The following is an 18825-nucleotide window of genomic DNA, read 5'->3' on the forward strand; positions in this document are numbered from 1 at the left end:
GCTCGGTCAGCCCTTGGCGCCCGCCTCCACGATCGCCTTGAGGATCACCGCGTGGATCTCGGCCGGGTCGCTGACCTGGTGCCCGGAGCCGCCGGTGGCCCCGGCGATCTGCTCGACCTCGTCCTTGTCCGCGTCCGGGCCGACCGCGATGGCGATGAGCGGCACCGGGTGCTGCGGGTCGGCGAGGCTCTGCAGCCGTGAGACGAGGGTGCTGCGCGAGATGGATCCGGGGTCCTGGTTCGCGCCGTCGGTCACGACCACGAGGGCGTTGAACTTGCCGTTCCGGTAGGAGGACGTGGCCTCCTCGTAGGCAGCGAGCGTGGTGTCGTAGAGACCCGTGGCGCCGCCCGGCACGGGCTGCAGGCCGCTGAAGGCATCGGACAGCCTGTCGCGCTGAGTGCCGCCGCTCTTGCGGTCGCCGAGACGCTCGGTGGGTACGAGCTTGCGGTAGTCGCGGTTCCCGTCGAGGAGCGTGGCGAACTCCCACAGGCCGATCTCGTCCTCGGGCGTGAACGTGGCGAGCGCCTGGAGCATCGAGGCCTTCGTGACCTCCATGCGGGACTGGTTGCGGCCCGGCACATAGTTCGCCATGGAGGCGGAGGCGTCCACGACGACGGTGATCCGGGCGCTCTGCACCGTGATCGTCCACATGCCGAGGGTCTCCTGGAGCTCCTTGTCCGTCGGCGGCTCGGACTCCGACGCCGCGTACGGCTGCGGGCTGCGGCCTCCCGCCCCGGCGACCAGCGCGTCCGAGGGCTCCTGGTCGTCCGTCCTGAAGCCGTGCTTGTCCAGGATCCTGACGCCGGCGTCCTCGCCGAGCAGGGTCATGAAGCGGAGCGCGGCCCGTCGCTCGTCCGTCGACTTGACGCCCTCGTCGACCAGCGCGAACGGGTAGTCCAGCTGCGGCGAGCCGTCCTTCGGGTAGAAGAGTTCGAGCCCGTCCTTGTCGCCGGCGGTCGCGTTGTACCGGTACGAGGACTGCTCGGAGATGATCAGCGCCTGATTGCGGCGCGGATTGCCCTGCTCGGTGCCGGAGGAGTCGCGCGCCAGGGTGTCGGTCAGCCGGCCGTCGCTGTCGGTGGTGCGCTGCGAGAGAGCCTTGGCCATGGCGGCGGCCTGGGTGTCGCCCTCCGGCCCGGACTTCTTGGCGGAGGCGCCCAGCCGGGTCAGGGCGAGGAGACCGGTCGCGCTGCGCGCGGGGTCCGCGGTCCCGAGCCGCAGCTTGTCGCCCTCCATGGCCGCGCCGGTCAACTGCGCCCAGGTGTACTTCTTCGCGGGCCAGCCCATGCTCTTCGCGGCCGACGGCACCATGCTGATGCCGATGGGGGAGGAGGCTGTGTTGCCCACCGCCGTGACCGGAGTGGCGTTCCCGCCGAGGTCGGCGCGCTGGATCCACAGACTCGAATCCGGCACCCACGCCTCATAGTCCCCGGTGCCCTTCCGGCCCTTGCGCAGGGCATCGGCGATCTTGTACGAGTCGCCCGCCTGCACGCGGGTGTCGAGGCACTGTCCGTCGGAGGTCAGGTGGTTCTTGCGGGCGAGGTCCGCGGCGTCGCGCAGTGCGGGGGCGATGTCGGGCGAGGCGGCGATGTCGAGGTGGACCGTCCTGCCGTCGCAGGTCCCGCCGAAGGAGAGCAGGCCGCTCCTGGCCGCCAGAGCCGTGCCCCCGGCGACCACGAGGACGAGGGCCGTGGCGATGGCGACGGTCCGGCCGCGCGTGCGCCGGCGGGGGGCGACCGCGTCCGCCCCATACTCGTCGGGCAAGCTGTGACGTCCCATGCGGTGGTGCCCTTCCTCGGGTCCCGGCCCGACGGAAAGGGAGAGGTACACCAAAGAACGGCCTGCGTCCCCCCGGCCTGTCGCGCGCGATCTTCGTACCTGTATTCGAGACCCTAGCGGGGCTAGGTGGGGGATGAGGCGGGATTACTCAACTGGAGGCAGGTGTGCAGGCGGAGGCGGGTGCGGTGGCCGATTCTTTTCCGAACGAGCGGCTCTCGCGACAGATTCTTCGGAACGAGACACTGCTCGTCCTGGCGCTCTCGCTCGGTGCGAGCGGAGTGTCCGCGCTGATCAGCTTTGTCGGATCGGTCACCAAACCGGGGGGTCTCAAGGACCAGGCGGCGACCCTGAACGCCTCGGCGGCTCCCGGGCGCCCGTGGCTTGATCTGGCGTGGCAGTTGTTCGGGATCGCGAGCGCGCTCGTCCCGGTCGCGCTCGTCGCGCACCTGCTGCTGCGCGAGGGTGTCGGGATGCGGACGATCGGCTTCGACCGTACGAGACCGCTCTTCGACGCGACCCGCGGCGCGGTGATCGCGGCGGTCATCGGCAGCACGGGCATCGCTTTCTACCTGGCGGCCCGTGGCCTCGGTTTCAACCTCACGGTGGTGCCGGAGGCGCTGCCCGACGTGTGGTGGAAGTTCCCGGTCCTGATCATGTCGGCGGTCCAGAACGCCGTCCTCGAGGAAGTGATCGTCGTCGGGTATCTGCTGCGCAGGCTGGGGCAGTTGGGCTGGACGCCGGGCACGGCGATCGTGGCCAGCTCGGTGCTGCGCGGCTCGTACCACCTCTACCAGGGCATCGGCGGCTTCTTCGGGAACCTCGCGATGGGCCTGGTCTTCGCGTATCTGTACCGGCGGTGGGGGCGGGTCGGGCCGCTGGTGGTGGCGCACTCGCTGCTCGACATCGGCGCGTTCGTCGGATACGCGCTGCTCGCGGGGAAGGTGGGGTGGCTGCCCACGGCGTGAGGCCGGGACGGGTGCCGGAGGCAGGGGGCGTACGAGATCTTCGTACGCCCCCTGCGGCGTGCCAGGGCCTTTCCTTCGGATCGGGCGAAAGGCCCTAGGCGAGCAGGTCGCCCTCGATGACCGTGACGGCGCGGCCGGTCAGCAGGGTGCGGGCGCCGCGCAGTTCGGTGCGCACGAAGCCCGTGCGGGCGGAGGCCTGGAGGCCGGTGAGTTCGGCGCGGCCGAGGCGCGGGGACCAGAACGGCGCGAGGGCCGTGTGGGCGCTGCCGGTGACCGGGTCCTCGTCGATGCCGACGCGCGGGAAGAAGCAGCGGGAGACGAAGTCGTAGGCGCCGTCGGGGTCCGCGGCGCGGGCGGTGGCGATCACGCCGCGCTCCGAATGGGCGGCGAGTGCCTTGAGGTCGGGTGCGAGGGCGTGCACGGTCTTCTCGTCCGCGAGCTCGACGAGCAGGTCGCCCACCTGGCGGCCGGTGTCGTGCACCGAGAGCGGCTCGGCGCCCAGGGCTGCAGCGACCCCTTCGGGGCTGTCGATACGGGTCAGGGGCGCGGTCGGGAAGTCGAGCGTGATCGTGCCGTCCTCGCGCGGGGTCGCGACGAGCACGCCGCTGCGGGTGGCGAAGCGGACCGGGCCGTGGGTGGCGCCGGTGCTGTGCAGCACGTGCGCGGTGGCCAGGGTGGCGTGGCCGCACATGTCGACCTCGGTGGCGGGGGTGAACCAGCGCAGCGCCCAGTCGGCGCCGCCGCCGGCGGGCAGCGGGTGGGCGAAGGCCGTCTCGGCGTGGTTGACCTCGGTGGCGATGTCCTGGAGCCGGGCGTCGTCGGGGAAGGCGTCGAGGAGCAGTACGCCGGCCGGATTGCCGGCGAAGGGGCGGTCGGTGAAGGCGTCCACGATTCGAATGCGCATGGGGCCGACGCTACGGGGACGGCGAAAGCGCAGGCCAAGGCCAATTCGGAACAGCTGGACCGGAAGAGGGTTGTCAGTCGAACAGTTCCGATATATCGTTGACGCATCGCGACCGATCAATGATGGAAGGAATGATTGCGATGCGTTCCCATGGCTACGAACATGAACACGGACATGGACAGTGCGGGCCCGGCCATCCCGGTCGGGGCGGCTTCGAAGGGCGGCGCGCCGCCTTCGGCCCCTTCGGGCCGGGCTTCGGCCCGGGACCCTGGGGTGGCGGGCGCGGCGGCCGGGGCGGACCTCGTGGAAGGGCGCGGCGCGGCGACGTACGCGCGTCGATCCTGGCCCTCCTGAAGGACCGTCCGATGCACGGCTACGAGATGATCCAGGAGATCGCCGAGCGCAGCGGCGGGGCGTGGAAGCCCAGCCCGGGTTCGGTGTACCCGACCCTCCAGCTGCTGGAGGACGAGGGTCTGATCGCCAGCGAGAGCGAGGGTGGCAAGAAGCTGTTCGCGCTCACCGAGTCGGGCCGTTCCGCGGCCGACGAGGGACCCGACGCCCCCTGGGAAGAGGCCGGGCGCGGGGTCGACTGGGACACCCTGAACGAGATCCGGCAGGCCGGCTTCGGTCTGATGGAGGCGTTCGGGCAGGTCTGGAAGACCGGTAGCAAGGAGCAGCGCGAGAAGGCGCTGACCGTCATCAACGACGCCCGCAAGAAGCTGTACCTGATCCTCGCCGACGAGGACTGACGTCCTCGCGGTGATGCCCCGTACCGACAGACGAAGGCGCCCCGCACCGAGCGTGCGGGGCGCCTTCGCGTGTTCGCCGGCGTGTCCGGCTCAGGCGACGAGGCCGGCCAGTTTGCGCAGCGACTCGTTGAGGGCGGCCGTCGCCGAGTCCTTGAGCTTGCCCGCCATCAGGGACACCGCGGCGCCGGTGAACTCGCCGTCGATGCGGACCGTCGTGCCGTCGCCGTCCGCGGTCAGGGTGTAGCGGGTGCCGACGTTGACGCCCATCGGGCCCTTGCCCCTGATGGCGAGGGTGCGGGTGGTCTCCAGGTCCTCGACGGTCCAGGTCACCTCCGCCGGGAAGCCCATGAGCTTCATGTTCTCCTCGAAGGTGCCGCCCACTTCGAGCGACGTGGGGGCGCCCTTCGGGAAGCTCGTGTGTGTGGCGTTCCACTCCCCGTACGCGGTGAAGTCGGTGAGCTGGGCCCAGACCTTCTCCGCGGGCGCCCCGATCCGTGCTTCCGCGCTGACTTCGGCCATGCGACCACCCCTTCTCGACGAGAGCTGCGGCGGGCGCAGCCGTGGTGTCGCGGAAAGTAGCCGCAGGGCCTCGAACATTCAATACTGATGAAGCGTCAGAAACGGATGGGGGAGGAACCGCGGTCAGCCGAGCTTCTCGATGACCGCGGCGTCGAAGAGGTCCGAGGCGCGCGGGAACGGTCCCTCGTCGTGGCAGTGCCAGGCGTCCCAGAACAGGTCGGCGAGCAGCGCGTCGTCAGGTGCGTACACCCGGTACACGTACTGTCTGCCGTCGATCGCCGGCAGGGCCACGAGCCAGCACCTCCTCTTCATACTTGTGAAGGACGAGTTCCGGTACAGCTGCGGTTGCGTGAGGGGCGCGATGCAAGGCGGCGCGCGCCCCTCGGGGTAAAAGGCGCGATCTCATCCGTAAGGAGGAGAACCCGCTCATGCGTGCCCACCTTGTGTCGGACGTGGAAATGCTCCCCGCCGGGGATGTCCGGCCGGACAGGGGCTGATGAGGTGGGAGATGTGCAAAGCCCTACCCCGTCCGAGGCCGCCGCAAGCGGCCACAGTCGTGCAGATGTTGACGCCAGGCTCAGTCCCGAGCTCGCGTCTGTGGTGGCCGGCGCGCGCCGCAGAGCCGTCCGTGACGGGGACCGCCAGATCGACACCGCGCATCTCCTGCACTCGCTCCTGGAGACCGACCCGCAGGTGCGCGAGGCCTTCGAGGGCGGACCGCAGCTCGCCCGCCTCCTCGGCTACCTCGTGCAGCGGAGCATCGGCTACGGCCTCCAGTGGCAGGGCACGGTCGAGGACTCCGGAGCCGTGCCCGTCGTGACGGGGCTCGGCTGGTCGCCCGCCGCGGCTGCCGCGATGGAAGCCGCGCTCGACCGCGCCCAGCGTCGCGTCGACCCGCGTGCGCGCGGCGTCGACCTCCTCACCTCGCTCGCGGCGGACCGGGCGTGCCGCGCCGTCGAGGTGCTGGGGCGGGCCGGGGTCGATGCGGAGAGCCTGCGGCGGCATGTCGAGGCCGGGTGCTGAGGCGAGCGGTTGTGGGCTGAGGTCCGGCTTCGTGCCGAGGCTTGATTCTGTTGGGGGTGCGGCTCATGCGGCCGTGCCCCGTTCGTCATGCCCGGCGCGTCCGGCACGTGAGACAGGGGTCATCGGGGATGACGGTCATGACGCCGGCTGTCATGATGTGCCGGTGCATGCGTCTCAGGGGATTCAGGCGAACCGCGGGCGAGGTGTCGGACTGGGGCTCGCCCTCGTCTCGGCGCTCGCCTTCGGCGGTTCCGGTGTGGCGGCGAAGCCGCTGATCGAGGCGGGTCTCGACCCGCTCCACGTGGTGTGGCTGCGCGTCGCAGGCGCCGCGCTCGTCATGCTGCCCGTCGCCTGGCGGCACCGCTCCCTGGTCGTGCAGCGGCCCGCGCTGCTCGCCGGTTTCGGACTGCTCGCCGTCGCCGGAGTGCAGGCCTGCTACTTCGCAGCGATCTCCCGTATCCCCGTCGGCGTCGCGCTCCTCATCGAGTACCTCGCCCCCGCGCTCGTCCTCGGCTGGGTGCGTTTCGTGCAGCGCAGGCCCGTGACGCGCGCCGCCGCGCTCGGCGTGGTCCTCGCCGTCGGCGGCCTAGCCTGTGTCGTCGAGGTGTGGGCGGGCCTCAGCGTCGACCTGATCGGCCTGCTGCTCGCCCTCGCCGCCGCCTGCTGCCAGGTCGGCTACTTCGTCCTGTCCGACCAGGGCAGCGACGCGGGGGACCGGGCGCCGGACCCGCTCGGCGTGATCGCGTACGGGCTGCTCGTCGGCGCCTTCGTCCTGACGGTCGTGGCGCGTCCTTGGGGTATGGACTGGTCGGTGCTCGGCGGCAGCGCCTCGATGAACGGCACCTCCGTGCCCGCGTGGCTGCTGCTCTGCTGGATCGTGCTGATCGCCACGGTCATCGCCTACGTCACCGGAGTCCTCTCGGTGCGCCGGCTCTCGCCCCAGGTGGCCGGAGTCGTGGCCTGTCTGGAAGCGGTCATCGCGACCGTGCTGGCCTGGGTGCTCCTGGGCGAGCATCTGTCGGCACCGCAGATCGTCGGCGGCGCGGTCGTCCTGGTCGGGGCGTTCATCGCGCAGTCCTCGGCTCCGGCGAAGCCCGAGATCGTCGCCGTCGCGGTCGAGGCCGCCCCGGACAGGGCCGCCCCGAACGGAGGCGTCGCCGGAGTCGCCGGACAAGACGTTGTCCGGCCGGGGCAGCGCGAACTGAGGCGTTGATCATGCATTCACGCGCACGCGTGCTTCCGCCGCAGGCCGCTTGACGCGGGCGGCGGCCGCCCGGAGCATCGTGCTCCGGCGGCCCGTCCGACGAAGATCCGGCTCGGGACGACCCGAGCGGGTCAAGGCTGCCCGCAGATGACAGTCCGTGTCCCCGCCCCGCCCCCATCCGTGGGACGCGGGGCCATTCCTGATGCCGGCCGCGGTGACCGGGCTCGCCGTCGCCGAGGCGCGCGCGAGGTGGCCGGCGAGGGCGCGCCCCGGTGCGCGTACCGACGCTCACCGGGGCGGGCTCGTCCCAAGAGGCGTGATGGAAGCGTCCTACCGAACCGTCAGGTAGTCCGGCACCGCGATGCCCGGCGCGAGGTCGTCGGCCGGGATCGGCGCGCCGTGGCCCTTGGTGAGCGGGACGACGCCGGTCCAGTACGGCAGGGCGAGGTCCTCTTCGTCGTCGTTCGGGCCGCCGGCGCGGACCCGCGCGGAGACCTCCGCGAGGTCGAGGCGCAGGACGGACGTCGCCGCGAGCTCCTTGTCGTTCCCGGGGCGCGAGTCCTGGGAACGGCCCGGCACCACGTGGTCGACGAGCGCGTCGAGCGCCGTGCGCTTCTCGTCGGGGTCGGTCACCTGGTGGGCGAGGCCGTGCACCACCACGGAGCGGTAGTTGAGCGAGTGGTGGAAGGCGGAGCGCGCGAGCACGAGACCGTCGACGTGGGTCACTGTCAGGCAGACCTGCAGTCCGGGGTCGGCCGCGCCCGCCATGCGCTGGACGCGCGCTCCGGTCGAACCGTGGACGTAGAGGGTCTCGCCGACGCGTCCGTACAGAGTCGGCAGTACGACGGGGGAGCCGTCGCGGACGAACCCGAGATGGCAGATGTACGCCTCGTCGAGTATCGAGTGGACCAGCTCGCGGTCGTAGTGCGTCCGCTCGCGCATGCGGGCCGGGACGGTGCGGTCGGTCGCCGGGTAGGAGGCGGAGGCGTCCCCGGAAGCGACGGTGCCGGGCTCGGATGCCACGCTCATTGCGAACTCCATTGCACTAGTGCATAATCTGATTTGTGCTAGGAGAGTATCCGATCAAAGGACGGCGCGCAGCGGAGATCGCGGCCAGCGTGGAGCGCGCGGTGGGCGAGGGCGACCTGCAGCCGGGTCAACTTCTGCCGCCGATGAGGGAGTTGGCCCAGCATCTCGGGGTCAATCCCAATACGGTCGCGGCCGCCTATCGCACGCTCCGTGAGCGTGGGGTGATCGAGACCGCGGGGCGCCGCGGCAGCCGCGTGCGGTCCAAGCCCGCCACGACGGCGCGCGAGCTGATCCGCGTCGACGTACCGGCGGGGGTGCGCGACGTCTCGAACGGCAACCCCGATACGGCCCTGCTGCCCCCGCTCGCCGAGGCCTTCGCCTGGGCGGCCGCGCAGGGTGACAGGGCGCCCGTCCTCTACGGCGACGGGCCCCTGGAGCCGGAACTGGCACGCCACGCGCGCGTGGCCTTCGACAAGGACGGGATCCCGGAGGGCCCCGTCGCCGTCGCGTCGGGCTCCCTCGACGCCATCGAGCGGGTGCTCGCCGCGCACCTCAAGCCCGGCGACGCCGTCGCCGTCGAGGACCCGGGCTGGGGCAGCCTCCTCGACCTGGTCCCGGCGCTCGGGCTGCGCCTGGTGCCCGTCGGCGTGGACGACGACGGGCCGCTGGCCGACGAGGTGGAGCGGGCCCTGAGCGCGGGGGCGCGGGCCCTGGTGGTCACCGACCGCGCCCAGAACCCCACCGGCGCCGCCGTCACCGCGCCACGCGCGCGTGCGCTGCGCAAAGTCCTGGCGGCCCACAAGGACGTACTGCTCATCGAGGACGACCACGGGCACGGGATCGTCGACCTAGCGCTGTATCCGCTGGCCGGTGTGACGCGGCACTGGGCGTTCGTCCGCTCCGCCGCCAAGGCCTATGGGCCTGACCTACGGCTCGCCGTGCTGACGGGCGACGCGGTCACGGTGGACCGGGTGCAGGGGCGGCAGCGCCTCGGCCCCGGCTGGGTGAGCCGCATCCTTCAGCGAGCCGTCGCCCGACTGTGGACCGAAGGCGTGGTGGACACGCGCGCCGTCGCCGCGTCGTACGGGCAGCGCCGCGACGCGCTCATCGCGGCCCTCGCCGAGCGCGGGGTCGAGGCGCACGGGCGCAGCGGCATGAACGTGTGGGTGCCCGTACCGGACGAGACGGGGGCGGTCGCGCGGCTGCTGCACGCCGGGTGGGCCGTCGCGCCCGGGGCGCGCTTCCGGATGGGGGCGGCGCCCGGGGTGCGCATCACCGTGTCGACGCTCGGCGCGGACGACATCGGCCCGGTGGCCGACGCCGTCGCGTCCGCCACCGGGCCGGCCCCCGCGCGCCGTTACGGCTGAGCGCTACGCCGAGGGGTCCGCGCCCTGGACTGTGTGAGCGCCGCGCCCGCCAGCACGATGACCGCCCCGATCGGGGTGGACCAGGTCAGGGACTCGCCGAGCAGGGCGACCCCCGCGGCCGTCGCGATCACCGGGATGAAATAGGTGACCATCTGCGCCGTGGTCGGACCGACCTCCGCCACCAGGCCGTACTGGATGAGGAAGGCGAGGCCGGTGCCGAGCGCGCCCAGGGCGACGATCGCGAGCAGGGGCACGACCGGCAGGTGGGCCGGGAGGGTCGTGAACACCGGGGTGACGACGGCCAGCTGGACCGTGGCCATCAGGAGCTGCGCGCCGGAGAGCGACAGGTTCGAGTGGCCGGTCCCGGCCAGCGTACGGCGCAGATAGATCCAGCCGACCGGGTAGCTCAGCGAGGCGAGCAGCGCCATCGCCGTGCCGGCCAGGTCCAGGCCGTGGAAGCCCTGCCACACGCCGAGGACCGTGAGCACCCCGAGGAAGCCGATGCCGAGGCCCGCCACCCGGCGGCGCGTGGGCCGGTCCTCGGAGAGCGCCACCAGCGACAGGGCCATGCCCCACAGCGGAGACGTGGCGTTGCAGATACCGGCGAGCGTCGACGGGATCGTCTGCTCGGAGAACGCGAACAGCGAGAACGGCAGGGAGTTGAGCAGCAGCGCCGCCACCGCGATGTGCCCCCAGGTCCGCACGCCCCTCGGCAGCCGCTCACGCTTCACGGCCATGGCCACGGCGAGCACCGCCGTACCGAACGCGAGCCGCCCCAGCGTCACCTGGAACGGTGCGTAGCCGTCGGTGCCGACCTTGATGAGGAGAAAGCTGAAGCCCCAGATCAGCGACAGGACGCCGAAGCGGACGCGCCAGTCGAGGGCGCGGCGGGGCTGTGCGGAGGCAGGTGTTTCCGTAGGAATGCCGGAAGGCGCGGGGGCCGGAGTCGCAGGGGGCGACGAGGGGGCGACGGTGCTCATGGGCGTAAGAGTGCCGCCCCACAACCTCTTAGCACAAGCGAGACTTGATCCCTGGTATCGCTTAGCATCGCTTACATGTTGAACCTGGAGCGCCTGCGCACCCTCGACGCACTCGCCCGCCACGGGTCCGTCAGCGGCGCCGCGGCAGGGCTGCACGTCACGACGTCCGCCGTCTCGCAGCAGATGGCCAAGCTGGAACGCGAGGTCGGCCAGCAGCTTCTCGCCAAGAACGGCAGGGGAGTGCGCCTCACCGACGCCGGGCGGCTGCTCGCCGAGCATGCGGGACGGATCCTGTCCCAGGCCGAGCTCGCGCAGTCGGACCTGGAGGCGCACCGCGGGCAGGTCGTGGGGGAGCTGCGGATCGCCGCGTTCCCGACCGCCGCCCGCGGTCTCTTTCCGCGCGCCCTCGCGGCCCTGCGCGCGGAGCACCCGGGGCTGCGGCTGCGCTCGCAGGAGCTGGAGCCCGAGCTGGGGGTCGCCGGGGTCGTGCGCGGCGACCTGGACCTGGCGGTCGTGCTCGACTGGTACAACAAGCCGATGCCGCTCCCCGACGGCCTCGTCAAGGCGTCGATCCTCGACGATCCCGCCGATGTCGCGATGCCGGCGGACCACCCCCTCGCCGGTCGCCGCGAGGTGGGCCTGGAGGACTTCGCCGACGACGAGTGGATCACATGGGGCGAGGGCGAGTTCTGCCACGAGTGGCTCCTCTTCACGCTGCGCGCCAAGGGCGTCGAGCCCCGCATCGGCCATCGCGCCGCCGAGACCCACACCCAGCTCGGCCTCGTCGCCGCCGGGCTCGGTGTGTGCGTGGCACCGCTCCTCGGGCGCGATCCGGTGCCGGACGGGGTGGTGACCGTGCCGGTGCGTCGGCGCGTACGCCGGCACGTCTACGTCGTGTGGCGGGCCGACGCGGACCGGCGGCCGTCGATCAGAGCGGCGGTGAAGGCACTCCGGAGCGTGGGCGCGAGTCTGGGCGGGGACGTCGCCCCAGGAGATGGCTCCCCAAGTGAGAGCTAGAGCGACGCCAGCTTCCTGAAGTCCCACGAAGCGATCTTGTCGGGCGTGAGCCGGGCCCAGGCGTGCCGGCCGTCGTGCACCATCTCGTCCATCGCGAAGTTCTTGCGGGCGAACAGCCGCTCGGGGGCGTCCAGTTCGGGTACGGGCTCGCCGGTGCGCGGGCTCTCCCCGACGAACTCCACCGCGCCCGACAGCTCGGCGCCGCGCAGCTCCCCGTACTCCTCGCCCGCGTCGATCACGACAGCGATGCGCGGGTCCTTGAGGAGGTCGGCCCACCGGCGGCTGCGCGTGATCGAGTACAGCCACAGACAGGTACCGTCCCAGACGAACCACAGGGTGCTGACGTGCGGGGAGCCGTCGGACGAGACCGTGGCGACGCGGCAGGTGCGCTGGGATGCCAGGAACTCGTCCAGCTCGGCCGGTGTCATCATGATCCTGCGGCCCCGGCGCTGTGTGGCAGCCATGCGTACTCCCCTTCGCGGGCTTCGCGCTGACGGTGTGTCAGATCAGAAGCATGCGGTGTCTTCCCCCATGGCGCAATGGTGGCTAATCTCTCGCCGCTCAGGACGCCTGCGACAGGGGGACCCCGTGCCGTCGTACGAAGAGCTCGCCGAACTGCTCGATCCGGCCACCACCGTGCTGCTGACCGTGGAGTGCCAGCAGGGGGTCGTCGGCCCCGACAGCGCCCTGCCCGAACTCGCCCGGGAGGCCAGGTCGTCCGGGGCGCTAGGCAATGTGGCGCGACTCGTCTCGGGCGCCCACGAGAGCGGAGTACAGGTGCTGCACGCCGTGGCGGAGCGGCGGCCCGACGGGCGCGGCGCCAACCACAACGGACGGCTGTTCCGTGCCGCCGCGCGCCTGCCCGTACAGCAGATCTCCGGCACCGAGGCGGTCAGGATCGCGCCGCCCGTCGAGGTGGCGGACGAGGACATCGTCGTACGCCGGCTGCACGGCCTCTCGCCCATCGCGGGCACCGACGTGGACGCCCTGCTGCGCAACCTCGGCTGCCGGACGCTGATCGTCACCGGCGTCTCGGCGAACGTCGCCATACCGAACGCCGTCTTCGACGCGGTGAACCGCGGCTACACCGTCGCCGTGCCCGCCGACGCCGTCGCGGGGGTGCCGTCCGACTACACCCCCGCGATGATCCGCAACACGCTCGCCCTCGTCGCCACCGTGACATCCACACACGATGTGCTCACCTGCTGGAAGCGCCCGCGCCGAGACCGCTGACCCGCGCCGCTACGCGAGCGTGATCGAGTCGCCGGAGACGGTGATCTCCTTGGCGGCCAGGGGCTGCGCGGCGGGCGGGTGCTTCACGCTGCCGTCCTCGATGGAGAACTTGCTGCCGTGGCACGGGCAGTTGATGGTGCCGCCCTCGATCGCGGTGACCGGGCACTGCTTGTGGGTGCAGATGTTCGTGAAGGCCTTGAACTCGCCCTTCTTCGGCTGCGTGACCACCACGCCCGCGTCACCGAAGATCTTTCCGCCGCCGACGGGGATGTCGGCGGTCTTGGCGAGCTCCTTGCCCGCCCCGTCCTTGGCCGCGCCGGCCTTGGCCCCGTTTCCCGCCGGCTCGGAGGACGACGAATCGTCCGAGCTCCCGCACGCGGTGAGCGCGGCGGCAATGCCGGCGGCTCCCACGGCCGCGACGACGGTGCGGCGGGTCGGGGCGGATACGGATTCGTGCGAAGCGGTCATTACTGGTGTTTCCCTTCGGTTCGAGGGGGTGGCCCACTCCCGTACGGGCCGCGGGGCCGGAGTGTTCAACACCGGACGGACTTTCGTACGGCGATGATGTCTCGCCTAACCTGGGGCAATGCTCACCGAAGTCACGGCGACCCGTTATGTCACCCCGATGAGGGAGGGTGGATCGCTCCCCGGGCTCGTCGAGGCCGACGATCTCGCCCCCTATGTCATGAAGTTCACCGGAGCGGGACAGGGCCGCAAGACGCTCGTCGCGGAGGTGATCTGCGGAGGGCTCGCGCGGCGGCTCGGATTCCGGGTGCCCGGGCTCGTACGGATCGGACTCGACCCCGTGATCGGCCTCGGTGAGCCCGACCAGGAGGTGCAGGGCCTCCTCAAGTCGAGCGGCGGCGTGAACCTCGGGATGCGGTACCTCTCCGGCGCGCTCGGCTTCGACCCGCTCGCCTACGAGGTGGATCCCGCGGAGGCGGGCCGCGTCGTCTGGTTCGACGCCCTGATCAACAACGTCGACCGGTCCTGGCGCAACCCCAACATGCTGGTCTGGCACGGCGACCTGTGGCTCATCGACCACGGCGCGAGCATGATCTGGCACCACAACTGGCGCGGCGCGCAGGCCGCTGCGGCCCGGCCGTACGACGCCTTCGACCACGCCCTCGCCCCCTTCGCGCCCGACGTCGCGGCCGCCGCCGCGGAGCTGGCGCCGCGGCTCACCGAGGAACTGCTCGCCGAGGTCACCGCCGACGTCCCGGACGCCTGGCTCGCCGACGAGCCGGGCTTCGACGACCCGGACGCGGTGCGGCGCGCGTACGCCGCCGTGCTGCTGCCCCGCGCGGCGACCGTCCACGAGCGGATCGGCCTGCCCGAGCCGGATCCCGACCGCGTCGCGCGCACCCCGGGCTGGCTGACCGGCACGGCGAGTGTGAAGGGCGGCACCCGGTGACCACGATCACCCGAGACGTCTTCGAATACGCGCTGCTGCGTGTCGTCCCGCGCGTCGAGCGCGGCGAGCAGATCAACGCCGGCGTGGTCGTCTACTGCCGCGCCAAGTCCTACGTCCGCGCGCTCACGCACCTCGACGAGGCGAAGCTGCGCGCCCTCGACCCGGAGGCGGACGTGACCGGCGTCCGCGCGTCGCTCGCCGCCGTCGAGAGCCACTGCCGAGGGGGCGGTGACGCGGGCCAGGCGGCGGACGACGACGCGGGCCGGCGCTTCCGGTGGCTGGTCGCGCCGCGCTCCACGGTCGTGCAGCCGGGACCCGTGCACACCGGTCTCACCGAGGACCCCGAAGTCGAGGCCGACAGGCTTCTCGACCTCCTGGTGAGGTGACCTCGCGGAGGCCCCTTCGCGATGAGTGATCAGGCGCACCCGGTGGGTACGTTGACACCGGGTGCCAGGACTTCTAGCGTCACGTCCACAGGGTACTAAGCGGTCGCTCACCGAGTTGGACGTGAGGGCCGCACTCTAGGGCGAGGAGACCGAAGAGCATGTCCACCACTGAGCAGCGCGTCGCGATCGTCACCGGTGCCGCACGGGGCATCGGCGCCGCCACCGCCGTACGTCTGGCCGCCGAGGGTCGCGCCGTAGCCGTGATCGACCTCGACGAGGCCGCTTGCAAGGACACCGTCGAGCAGATCACCAGCGCCGGTGGCAAGGCCCTCGCGGTCGGCTGCGACGTCGCCGACGAGGCGCAGGTCGAGGCCGCGGTCGCGCGCATCGCCGAGGAGCTCGGCGCGCCGACGATCCTCGTCAACAACGCGGGCGTGCTCCGCGACAACCTGCTGTTCAAGATGAGCGCCCTGGACTGGGACACCGTCATGAACGTGCACCTGCGCGGTGCGTTCCTGATGTCGAAGGCCGTCCAGAAGCACATGGTGGACGCCAAGTTCGGCCGCATCGTCAACCTGTCCTCGTCGTCGGCGCTCGGCAACCGCGGCCAGGTCAACTACTCGGCGGCCAAGGCCGGCCTCCAGGGCTTCACCAAGACCCTCGCCAAGGAGCTCGGCAAGTTCGGCGTCACCGCGAACGCCGTCGCCCCCGGCTTCATCGTCACCGAGATGACGGCCGCCACCGCCGCCCGCGTCGGCATGGGCTTCGAGGAGTTCCAGGCCGCCGCCGCCACGCAGATCCCGGTTCAGCGCGTGGGCAAGCCCGACGACATCGCCAACGCCATCGCCTTCTTCACCGGCGAGGCGGCCGGATTCGTCTCCGGCCAGGTCATGTACGTCGCCGGCGGACCGCTCAACTAGGGCCGGGGGAAACGGACATGACTTCATCCCAGCTCCCGGAGCTCTCCGGCAAGGTCGCCCTCGTCACCGGCGGAAGCCGCGGCATCGGCCACGGCATCGCCGAGGCCTTCGTCGCGCGCGGCGACCGCGTGTGCATCACCGGCCGCGGTGAGGACGCGCTCAAGGAGGCCGTCGAGGCCTTCGGCTCCGACCGCGTCATCTACGTGGCCGGAAAGGCCCACGACGAGGCGCACCAGGCCGCCGCCGTCGAGCGCACCATGGAGGCGTTCGGCCGGGTCGACTACCTGGTCAACAACGCCGGTACGAACCCGGTGTTCGGCCCGATGGCCGAGCTCGACCTGAGCGTCGCCCGCAAGGTCTACGAGACCAACGTGATCTCCGCGCTCGGCTTCGCCCAGCAGACGTGGAAGGCGTGGCAGGGCGAGAACGGCGGGGCGATCGTCAACATCGCCTCCGTCGCGGGTCTCGCCCCGTCCCCGTTCATCGGCGCGTACGGCATGAGCAAGGCGGCGATGATCAACCTGACCGTCCAGCTCGCGCACGAGTTCGCGCCCAAGGTGCGGGTCAACGCGATCGCCCCGGCGGTCGTGAAGACCAAGTTCGCGACGGCTCTCTACGAGGGCCGGGAGGCCGAGGCCGCGGCCGCCTACCCGCTGGCCCGGCTCGGTGTGCCCGAGGACATCGGCGGCGCCGCTGCGTTCCTGACCTCGCAGCAGTCCGACTGGATCACCGGTCAGACCCTCGTGGTCGACGGCGGAATTTTCCTCAATGCGGGCGTCAGCTGACAAAGCCTCCGCGAGGCTGAATCGGACCAAGTTCGCTTAACTGAAGTTCCCCGCGTACGTCGCGTACACCGCGTACGTGCGCATCAAGTGCCCCGCCGGAGTGCCTCGTTGGCCCGGCGGGGCACTGCGGTATGGTCTGCCGACCTGTGGCATGGCCGATCGAGGAGCGCGCGCGTGTTCAACCGGATCCAGGGCCCCCGTCAACTGGCGGCGATAACGTGCATATCGCTCCTCGCCGGATGCGGACTGATGTCGTCCGGTGAGTCCGACGACACCGAACCCATTGTCGTGGGGACCACCAGCGCGCCGAGCACCCTCGACCCGGCCGCGTCCTGGGACGGTTCCTGGGAGCTGTTCAGGAACGTCTACCAGACCCTCGTCAGCTTCCCCTCCGGCGCCTCCGAGCCGAAGCCCGACGCCGCCGAGCGCTGCGAGTTCACCGACCCCTCCAACAGCGTCTACCACTGCAAGTTGCGCGAGGGCATGGCGTTCTCGAACGGCGACAAGCTCGACGCGGCGGCCGTCAAGTACTCCTTCGACCGCATCAGAAGGATCAACGTCAAGGGCGGCCCCGAGGGGCTCCTCGGCAGCCTGAAGTCGGTCGAGGTCAAGGGCGACCGTGACGTCACCTTCACGCTGAACAAGCCCGACGCGACCTTCCCCTTCGTGCTCGCGACACCGGCGATGTCCATCGTCGACCCCGCCGAGTACCCGGCCGACGCGGTCCGTGACGACGGCAAGATCGCCGGTTCGGGGCCGTACGCGCTCGACGCGTACACCGACGGCGACAAGGCGGAGCTCGTCAAGAACGACCACTACGACGGGTTCGCCGAGCGCAAGAACAACGCCGTCACCATCCGCTATTTCAAGGACTCCGCCTCGATGGTCGGCGCTCTGCGCGCCAAGAAGATCGACGCCACGTACCGCGGGCTCGCCGCGTCGGACGTCGTCGGGCTCCAGGGCAAGCAGGCCAAGGACGGCATCCAGCTCGTCGAGGGCGCGGGCATGGAGATCAGCTACCTGGTGTTCAACCCCAAGGACCCCTGGGCGCGCAAGCCCGCCGTCCGCAAGGCAGTCGCCCAGGTCGTCGACCGGGGCGCGATCGCCCACAAGATCTACCAGGACACCGTCGAACCGCTCTACTCGATGGTTCCGAGGGGTCTGACCGGGCACACCACCGGCTTCTTCGACGACTTCGGCGACCCGAACGCGGCCAAGGCCAAGGCCATCCTCACCCGGGCGGGCATCACGGACCGGGTCCCGCTCACCCTCTGGTACACCACCGACCGCTACGGGTCCGCGACCGGCGCCGAGTTCACCGAGCTCAAGCGGCAGCTGAACGCGTCCGGACTGTTCGACGTCACCATCAAGGGACGCCCCTGGAAGACGTTCGAGGCCGGATACCGCAAGGGCGAGTACCCCGCCTTCGGACGCGGCTGGTTCCCCGACTTCCCGGACGCGGACAACTTCATCGCGCCCTTCGTCGGCCGGCAGAACGCACTCGGAACGCCCTACACGTCCAAGGAGATCACCGACGATCTGCTGCCGCAGTCGCGCCGTGAGAGCGACCGCGCCGCCGTGGTGGGCCAGTTCAAGCGCGCCCAGCAGATACTCGTCGACGACGCCCGGCTGCTGCCGCTGTGGCAGGGCAAGCAGTACATCGCGGCCAGCGAGGAGATCTCGGGCGGCGAGCGGGCCCTCGACCCGTCGACGATCATGATGATGTGGGAGCTGCAGCGCAAGACCAGCTGGTAGGCGGCCCGCCGGGGCCCGTTGTCAGTGGGCGCGGGTAGGTTCTGGGGTGTGCAGCGGCCGTGCCTCGTACGGCCGTGAAGTGACCGTACCCCGGAGGTTGTTGACGTGACCGACACCGCGATGCTGCCCGAGTCCTGGCGCGGCGTCCTCGGCGAGGAGCTGCAGAAGCCCTACTTCAAGGAGCTCACCGAGTTCGTCGAGGAGGAGCGCGCGAAGGGTCCCGTCTACCCGCCGCGCGAGGAGGTCTTCGCGGCGCTCGACGCGACCCCGTACGACCGGGTCAAGGTCCTTGTCCTCGGCCAGGATCCGTACCACGGGGAGGGGCAGGGGCACGGTCTGTGCTTCTCCGTGCGGCCCGGCGTGAAGACGCCGCCCTCCCTGCGGAACATCTACAAGGAGATGAAGGAGGAGCTCGGCCACCCGGTCCCGGACAACGGGTATCTGATGCCGTGGGCCGAGCAGGGCGTCCTCCTGCTGAACGCGGTGCTCACGGTGCGGGCCGGCGAGGCCAACTCGCACAAGGGCAAGGGCTGGGAGAAGTTCACCGACGCGGTGATCCGCGCGGTGGCCGACCGGCCCGACCCGGCCGTGTTCGTCCTGTGGGGGAACTACGCGCAGAAGAAGCTCCCCCTCATCGACGAGGAGCGCCACGTCGTCGTGAAGGGCGCGCATCCCTCGCCGCTCTCCGCGAAGAAGTTCTTCGGCTCGCATCCCTTCACGCAGATCGACAAGGCGGTGGCCGCGCAGGGTCACACACCGATCGACTGGCGGATCCCGGACCTGGGCTGACGCCCCG

The 18825-nt window shown here is 71.2% G+C and carries 21 protein-coding genes; 13 read left to right on the forward strand and 8 right to left on the reverse strand.

Annotation, left to right across the window (positions count from 1 at the left end):
* Positions 1-6: 6 nt before the first annotated feature.
* Positions 7-1779, reverse strand: a complete 1773-nt coding sequence (locus OG758_RS38435) for a substrate-binding and VWA domain-containing protein (RefSeq protein WP_326714081.1) — start codon at positions 1777-1779, stop codon at positions 7-9.
* Between the two features lie 164 nt (positions 1780-1943).
* Between OG758_RS38435 and OG758_RS38440 the strand changes: the two genes are divergently transcribed.
* Positions 1944-2744, forward strand: coding sequence for a CPBP family intramembrane glutamic endopeptidase (locus OG758_RS38440; protein WP_326714082.1), 801 nt, complete (start codon positions 1944-1946; stop codon positions 2742-2744).
* A gap of 94 nt (positions 2745-2838) precedes the next feature.
* Here OG758_RS38440 and OG758_RS38445 read toward each other — a convergent pair whose 3' ends face one another.
* Entirely contained in the window at positions 2839-3648 is an 810-nt protein-coding gene (locus OG758_RS38445) for a PhzF family phenazine biosynthesis protein (RefSeq protein ID WP_326714083.1), read from the reverse strand.
* 140 nt (positions 3649-3788) lie between these two features.
* On the opposite strand from OG758_RS38445, the gene OG758_RS38450 reads away from it, so the two are divergent.
* Complete coding sequence (locus tag OG758_RS38450) at positions 3789-4397, forward strand: PadR family transcriptional regulator (protein ID WP_326714084.1); 609 nt, start codon at positions 3789-3791, stop codon at positions 4395-4397.
* Between the two features lie 90 nt (positions 4398-4487).
* Here the strand turns inward: OG758_RS38450 and OG758_RS38455 are convergent, their stop codons facing one another.
* Together OG758_RS38455 and OG758_RS38460 are read right to left on the reverse strand one after the other, a co-directional pair.
* A complete protein-coding gene (locus OG758_RS38455; protein WP_266566793.1) occupies positions 4488-4916 on the reverse strand; it encodes a type II toxin-antitoxin system Rv0910 family toxin in 429 nt (142 codons plus the stop codon).
* 123 nt (positions 4917-5039) lie between these two features.
* The gene (locus OG758_RS38460) at positions 5040-5207 is read right to left on the reverse strand and encodes a hypothetical protein (RefSeq protein WP_165914282.1); all 168 of its coding nucleotides are present in this window, start codon (positions 5205-5207) and stop codon (positions 5040-5042) included.
* A 183-nt stretch (positions 5208-5390) separates the two neighbouring features.
* Between OG758_RS38460 and OG758_RS38465 the strand changes: the two genes are divergently transcribed.
* Positions 5391-5939 carry a Clp protease N-terminal domain-containing protein gene (locus OG758_RS38465; RefSeq protein ID WP_442810376.1) on the forward strand — a complete coding sequence of 183 codons (549 nt, stop codon included), beginning with the start codon at positions 5391-5393 and terminating at the stop codon, positions 5937-5939.
* 157 nt (positions 5940-6096) lie between these two features.
* Positions 6097-7152 (forward strand): EamA family transporter, encoded by a 1056-nt coding sequence (locus OG758_RS38470; RefSeq protein ID WP_326714086.1) that lies wholly within the window; start codon positions 6097-6099, stop codon positions 7150-7152.
* A gap of 321 nt (positions 7153-7473) precedes the next feature.
* Here the strand turns inward: OG758_RS38470 and OG758_RS38475 are convergent, their stop codons facing one another.
* On the reverse strand, positions 7474-8172 hold the full coding sequence (locus OG758_RS38475) for a pyridoxamine 5'-phosphate oxidase family protein (RefSeq protein ID WP_326714087.1): 699 nt from the start codon (positions 8170-8172) through the stop codon (positions 7474-7476).
* Between the two features lie 35 nt (positions 8173-8207).
* Between OG758_RS38475 and OG758_RS38480 the strand changes: the two genes are divergently transcribed.
* Positions 8208-9539 (forward strand): aminotransferase class I/II-fold pyridoxal phosphate-dependent enzyme, encoded by a 1332-nt coding sequence (locus OG758_RS38480; RefSeq protein ID WP_326714088.1) that lies wholly within the window; start codon positions 8208-8210, stop codon positions 9537-9539.
* Here OG758_RS38480 and OG758_RS38485 read toward each other — a convergent pair.
* Positions 9530-10519, reverse strand: coding sequence for a DMT family transporter (locus tag OG758_RS38485; protein ID WP_326714089.1), 990 nt, complete (start codon positions 10517-10519; stop codon positions 9530-9532). The genes OG758_RS38480 and OG758_RS38485 overlap by 10 nt on opposite strands.
* Before the next feature lie 75 nt (positions 10520-10594).
* Between OG758_RS38485 and OG758_RS38490 the strand changes: the two genes are divergently transcribed.
* Positions 10595-11536: a LysR family transcriptional regulator gene (locus OG758_RS38490; protein WP_326714090.1), complete on the forward strand. Its 942-nt coding sequence runs from the start codon at positions 10595-10597 to the stop codon at positions 11534-11536.
* Here OG758_RS38490 and OG758_RS38495 read toward each other — a convergent pair.
* Positions 11533-12000 (reverse strand): pyridoxamine 5'-phosphate oxidase family protein, encoded by a 468-nt coding sequence (locus OG758_RS38495; RefSeq protein ID WP_326714091.1) that lies wholly within the window; start codon positions 11998-12000, stop codon positions 11533-11535. The genes OG758_RS38490 and OG758_RS38495 overlap by 4 nt on opposite strands.
* Before the next feature lie 124 nt (positions 12001-12124).
* Between OG758_RS38495 and OG758_RS38500 the strand changes: the two genes are divergently transcribed.
* Positions 12125-12769 carry a cysteine hydrolase gene (locus OG758_RS38500; protein WP_326714092.1) on the forward strand — a complete coding sequence of 215 codons (645 nt, stop codon included), beginning with the start codon at positions 12125-12127 and terminating at the stop codon, positions 12767-12769.
* A 9-nt stretch (positions 12770-12778) separates the two neighbouring features.
* Here OG758_RS38500 and OG758_RS38505 read toward each other — a convergent pair whose 3' ends face one another.
* Positions 12779-13237 (reverse strand): Rieske (2Fe-2S) protein, encoded by a 459-nt coding sequence (locus tag OG758_RS38505; RefSeq protein ID WP_326714093.1) that lies wholly within the window; start codon positions 13235-13237, stop codon positions 12779-12781.
* 118 nt (positions 13238-13355) lie between these two features.
* On the opposite strand from OG758_RS38505, the gene OG758_RS38510 reads away from it, so the two are divergent.
* The 6 genes from OG758_RS38510 to ung all read left to right on the forward strand — a co-directional run bounded on the left by OG758_RS38510 (position 13356) and on the right by ung (position 18818).
* Positions 13356-14183 carry a HipA family kinase gene (locus OG758_RS38510; protein ID WP_326714094.1) on the forward strand — a complete coding sequence of 276 codons (828 nt, stop codon included), beginning with the start codon at positions 13356-13358 and terminating at the stop codon, positions 14181-14183.
* Entirely contained in the window at positions 14180-14569 is a 390-nt protein-coding gene (locus tag OG758_RS38515) for a DUF3037 domain-containing protein (RefSeq protein ID WP_326714095.1), read from the forward strand. The genes OG758_RS38510 and OG758_RS38515 overlap by 4 nt, the downstream gene beginning before the upstream one ends.
* A gap of 158 nt (positions 14570-14727) precedes the next feature.
* On the forward strand, positions 14728-15489 hold the full coding sequence (gene fabG, locus OG758_RS38520) for a 3-oxoacyl-ACP reductase FabG (RefSeq protein WP_266566823.1): 762 nt from the start codon (positions 14728-14730) through the stop codon (positions 15487-15489).
* Between the two features lie 17 nt (positions 15490-15506).
* Positions 15507-16274 (forward strand): SDR family oxidoreductase, encoded by a 768-nt coding sequence (locus tag OG758_RS38525; protein WP_326714096.1) that lies wholly within the window; start codon positions 15507-15509, stop codon positions 16272-16274.
* A 174-nt stretch (positions 16275-16448) separates the two neighbouring features.
* A complete protein-coding gene (locus OG758_RS38530) occupies positions 16449-18029 on the forward strand; it encodes an ABC transporter substrate-binding protein (RefSeq protein ID WP_326714097.1) in 1581 nt (526 codons plus the stop codon).
* Between the two features lie 105 nt (positions 18030-18134).
* Positions 18135-18818: a uracil-DNA glycosylase gene (ung, locus tag OG758_RS38535; protein ID WP_266566828.1), complete on the forward strand. Its 684-nt coding sequence runs from the start codon at positions 18135-18137 to the stop codon at positions 18816-18818.
* Positions 18819-18825 lie beyond the last annotated feature (7 nt).

Origin of the sequence: Streptomyces sp. NBC_01474 (assembly GCF_035918215.1) — a bacterium.
GTDB classification, from domain to species: domain Bacteria; phylum Actinomycetota; class Actinomycetes; order Streptomycetales; family Streptomycetaceae; genus Streptomyces; species Streptomyces aureus.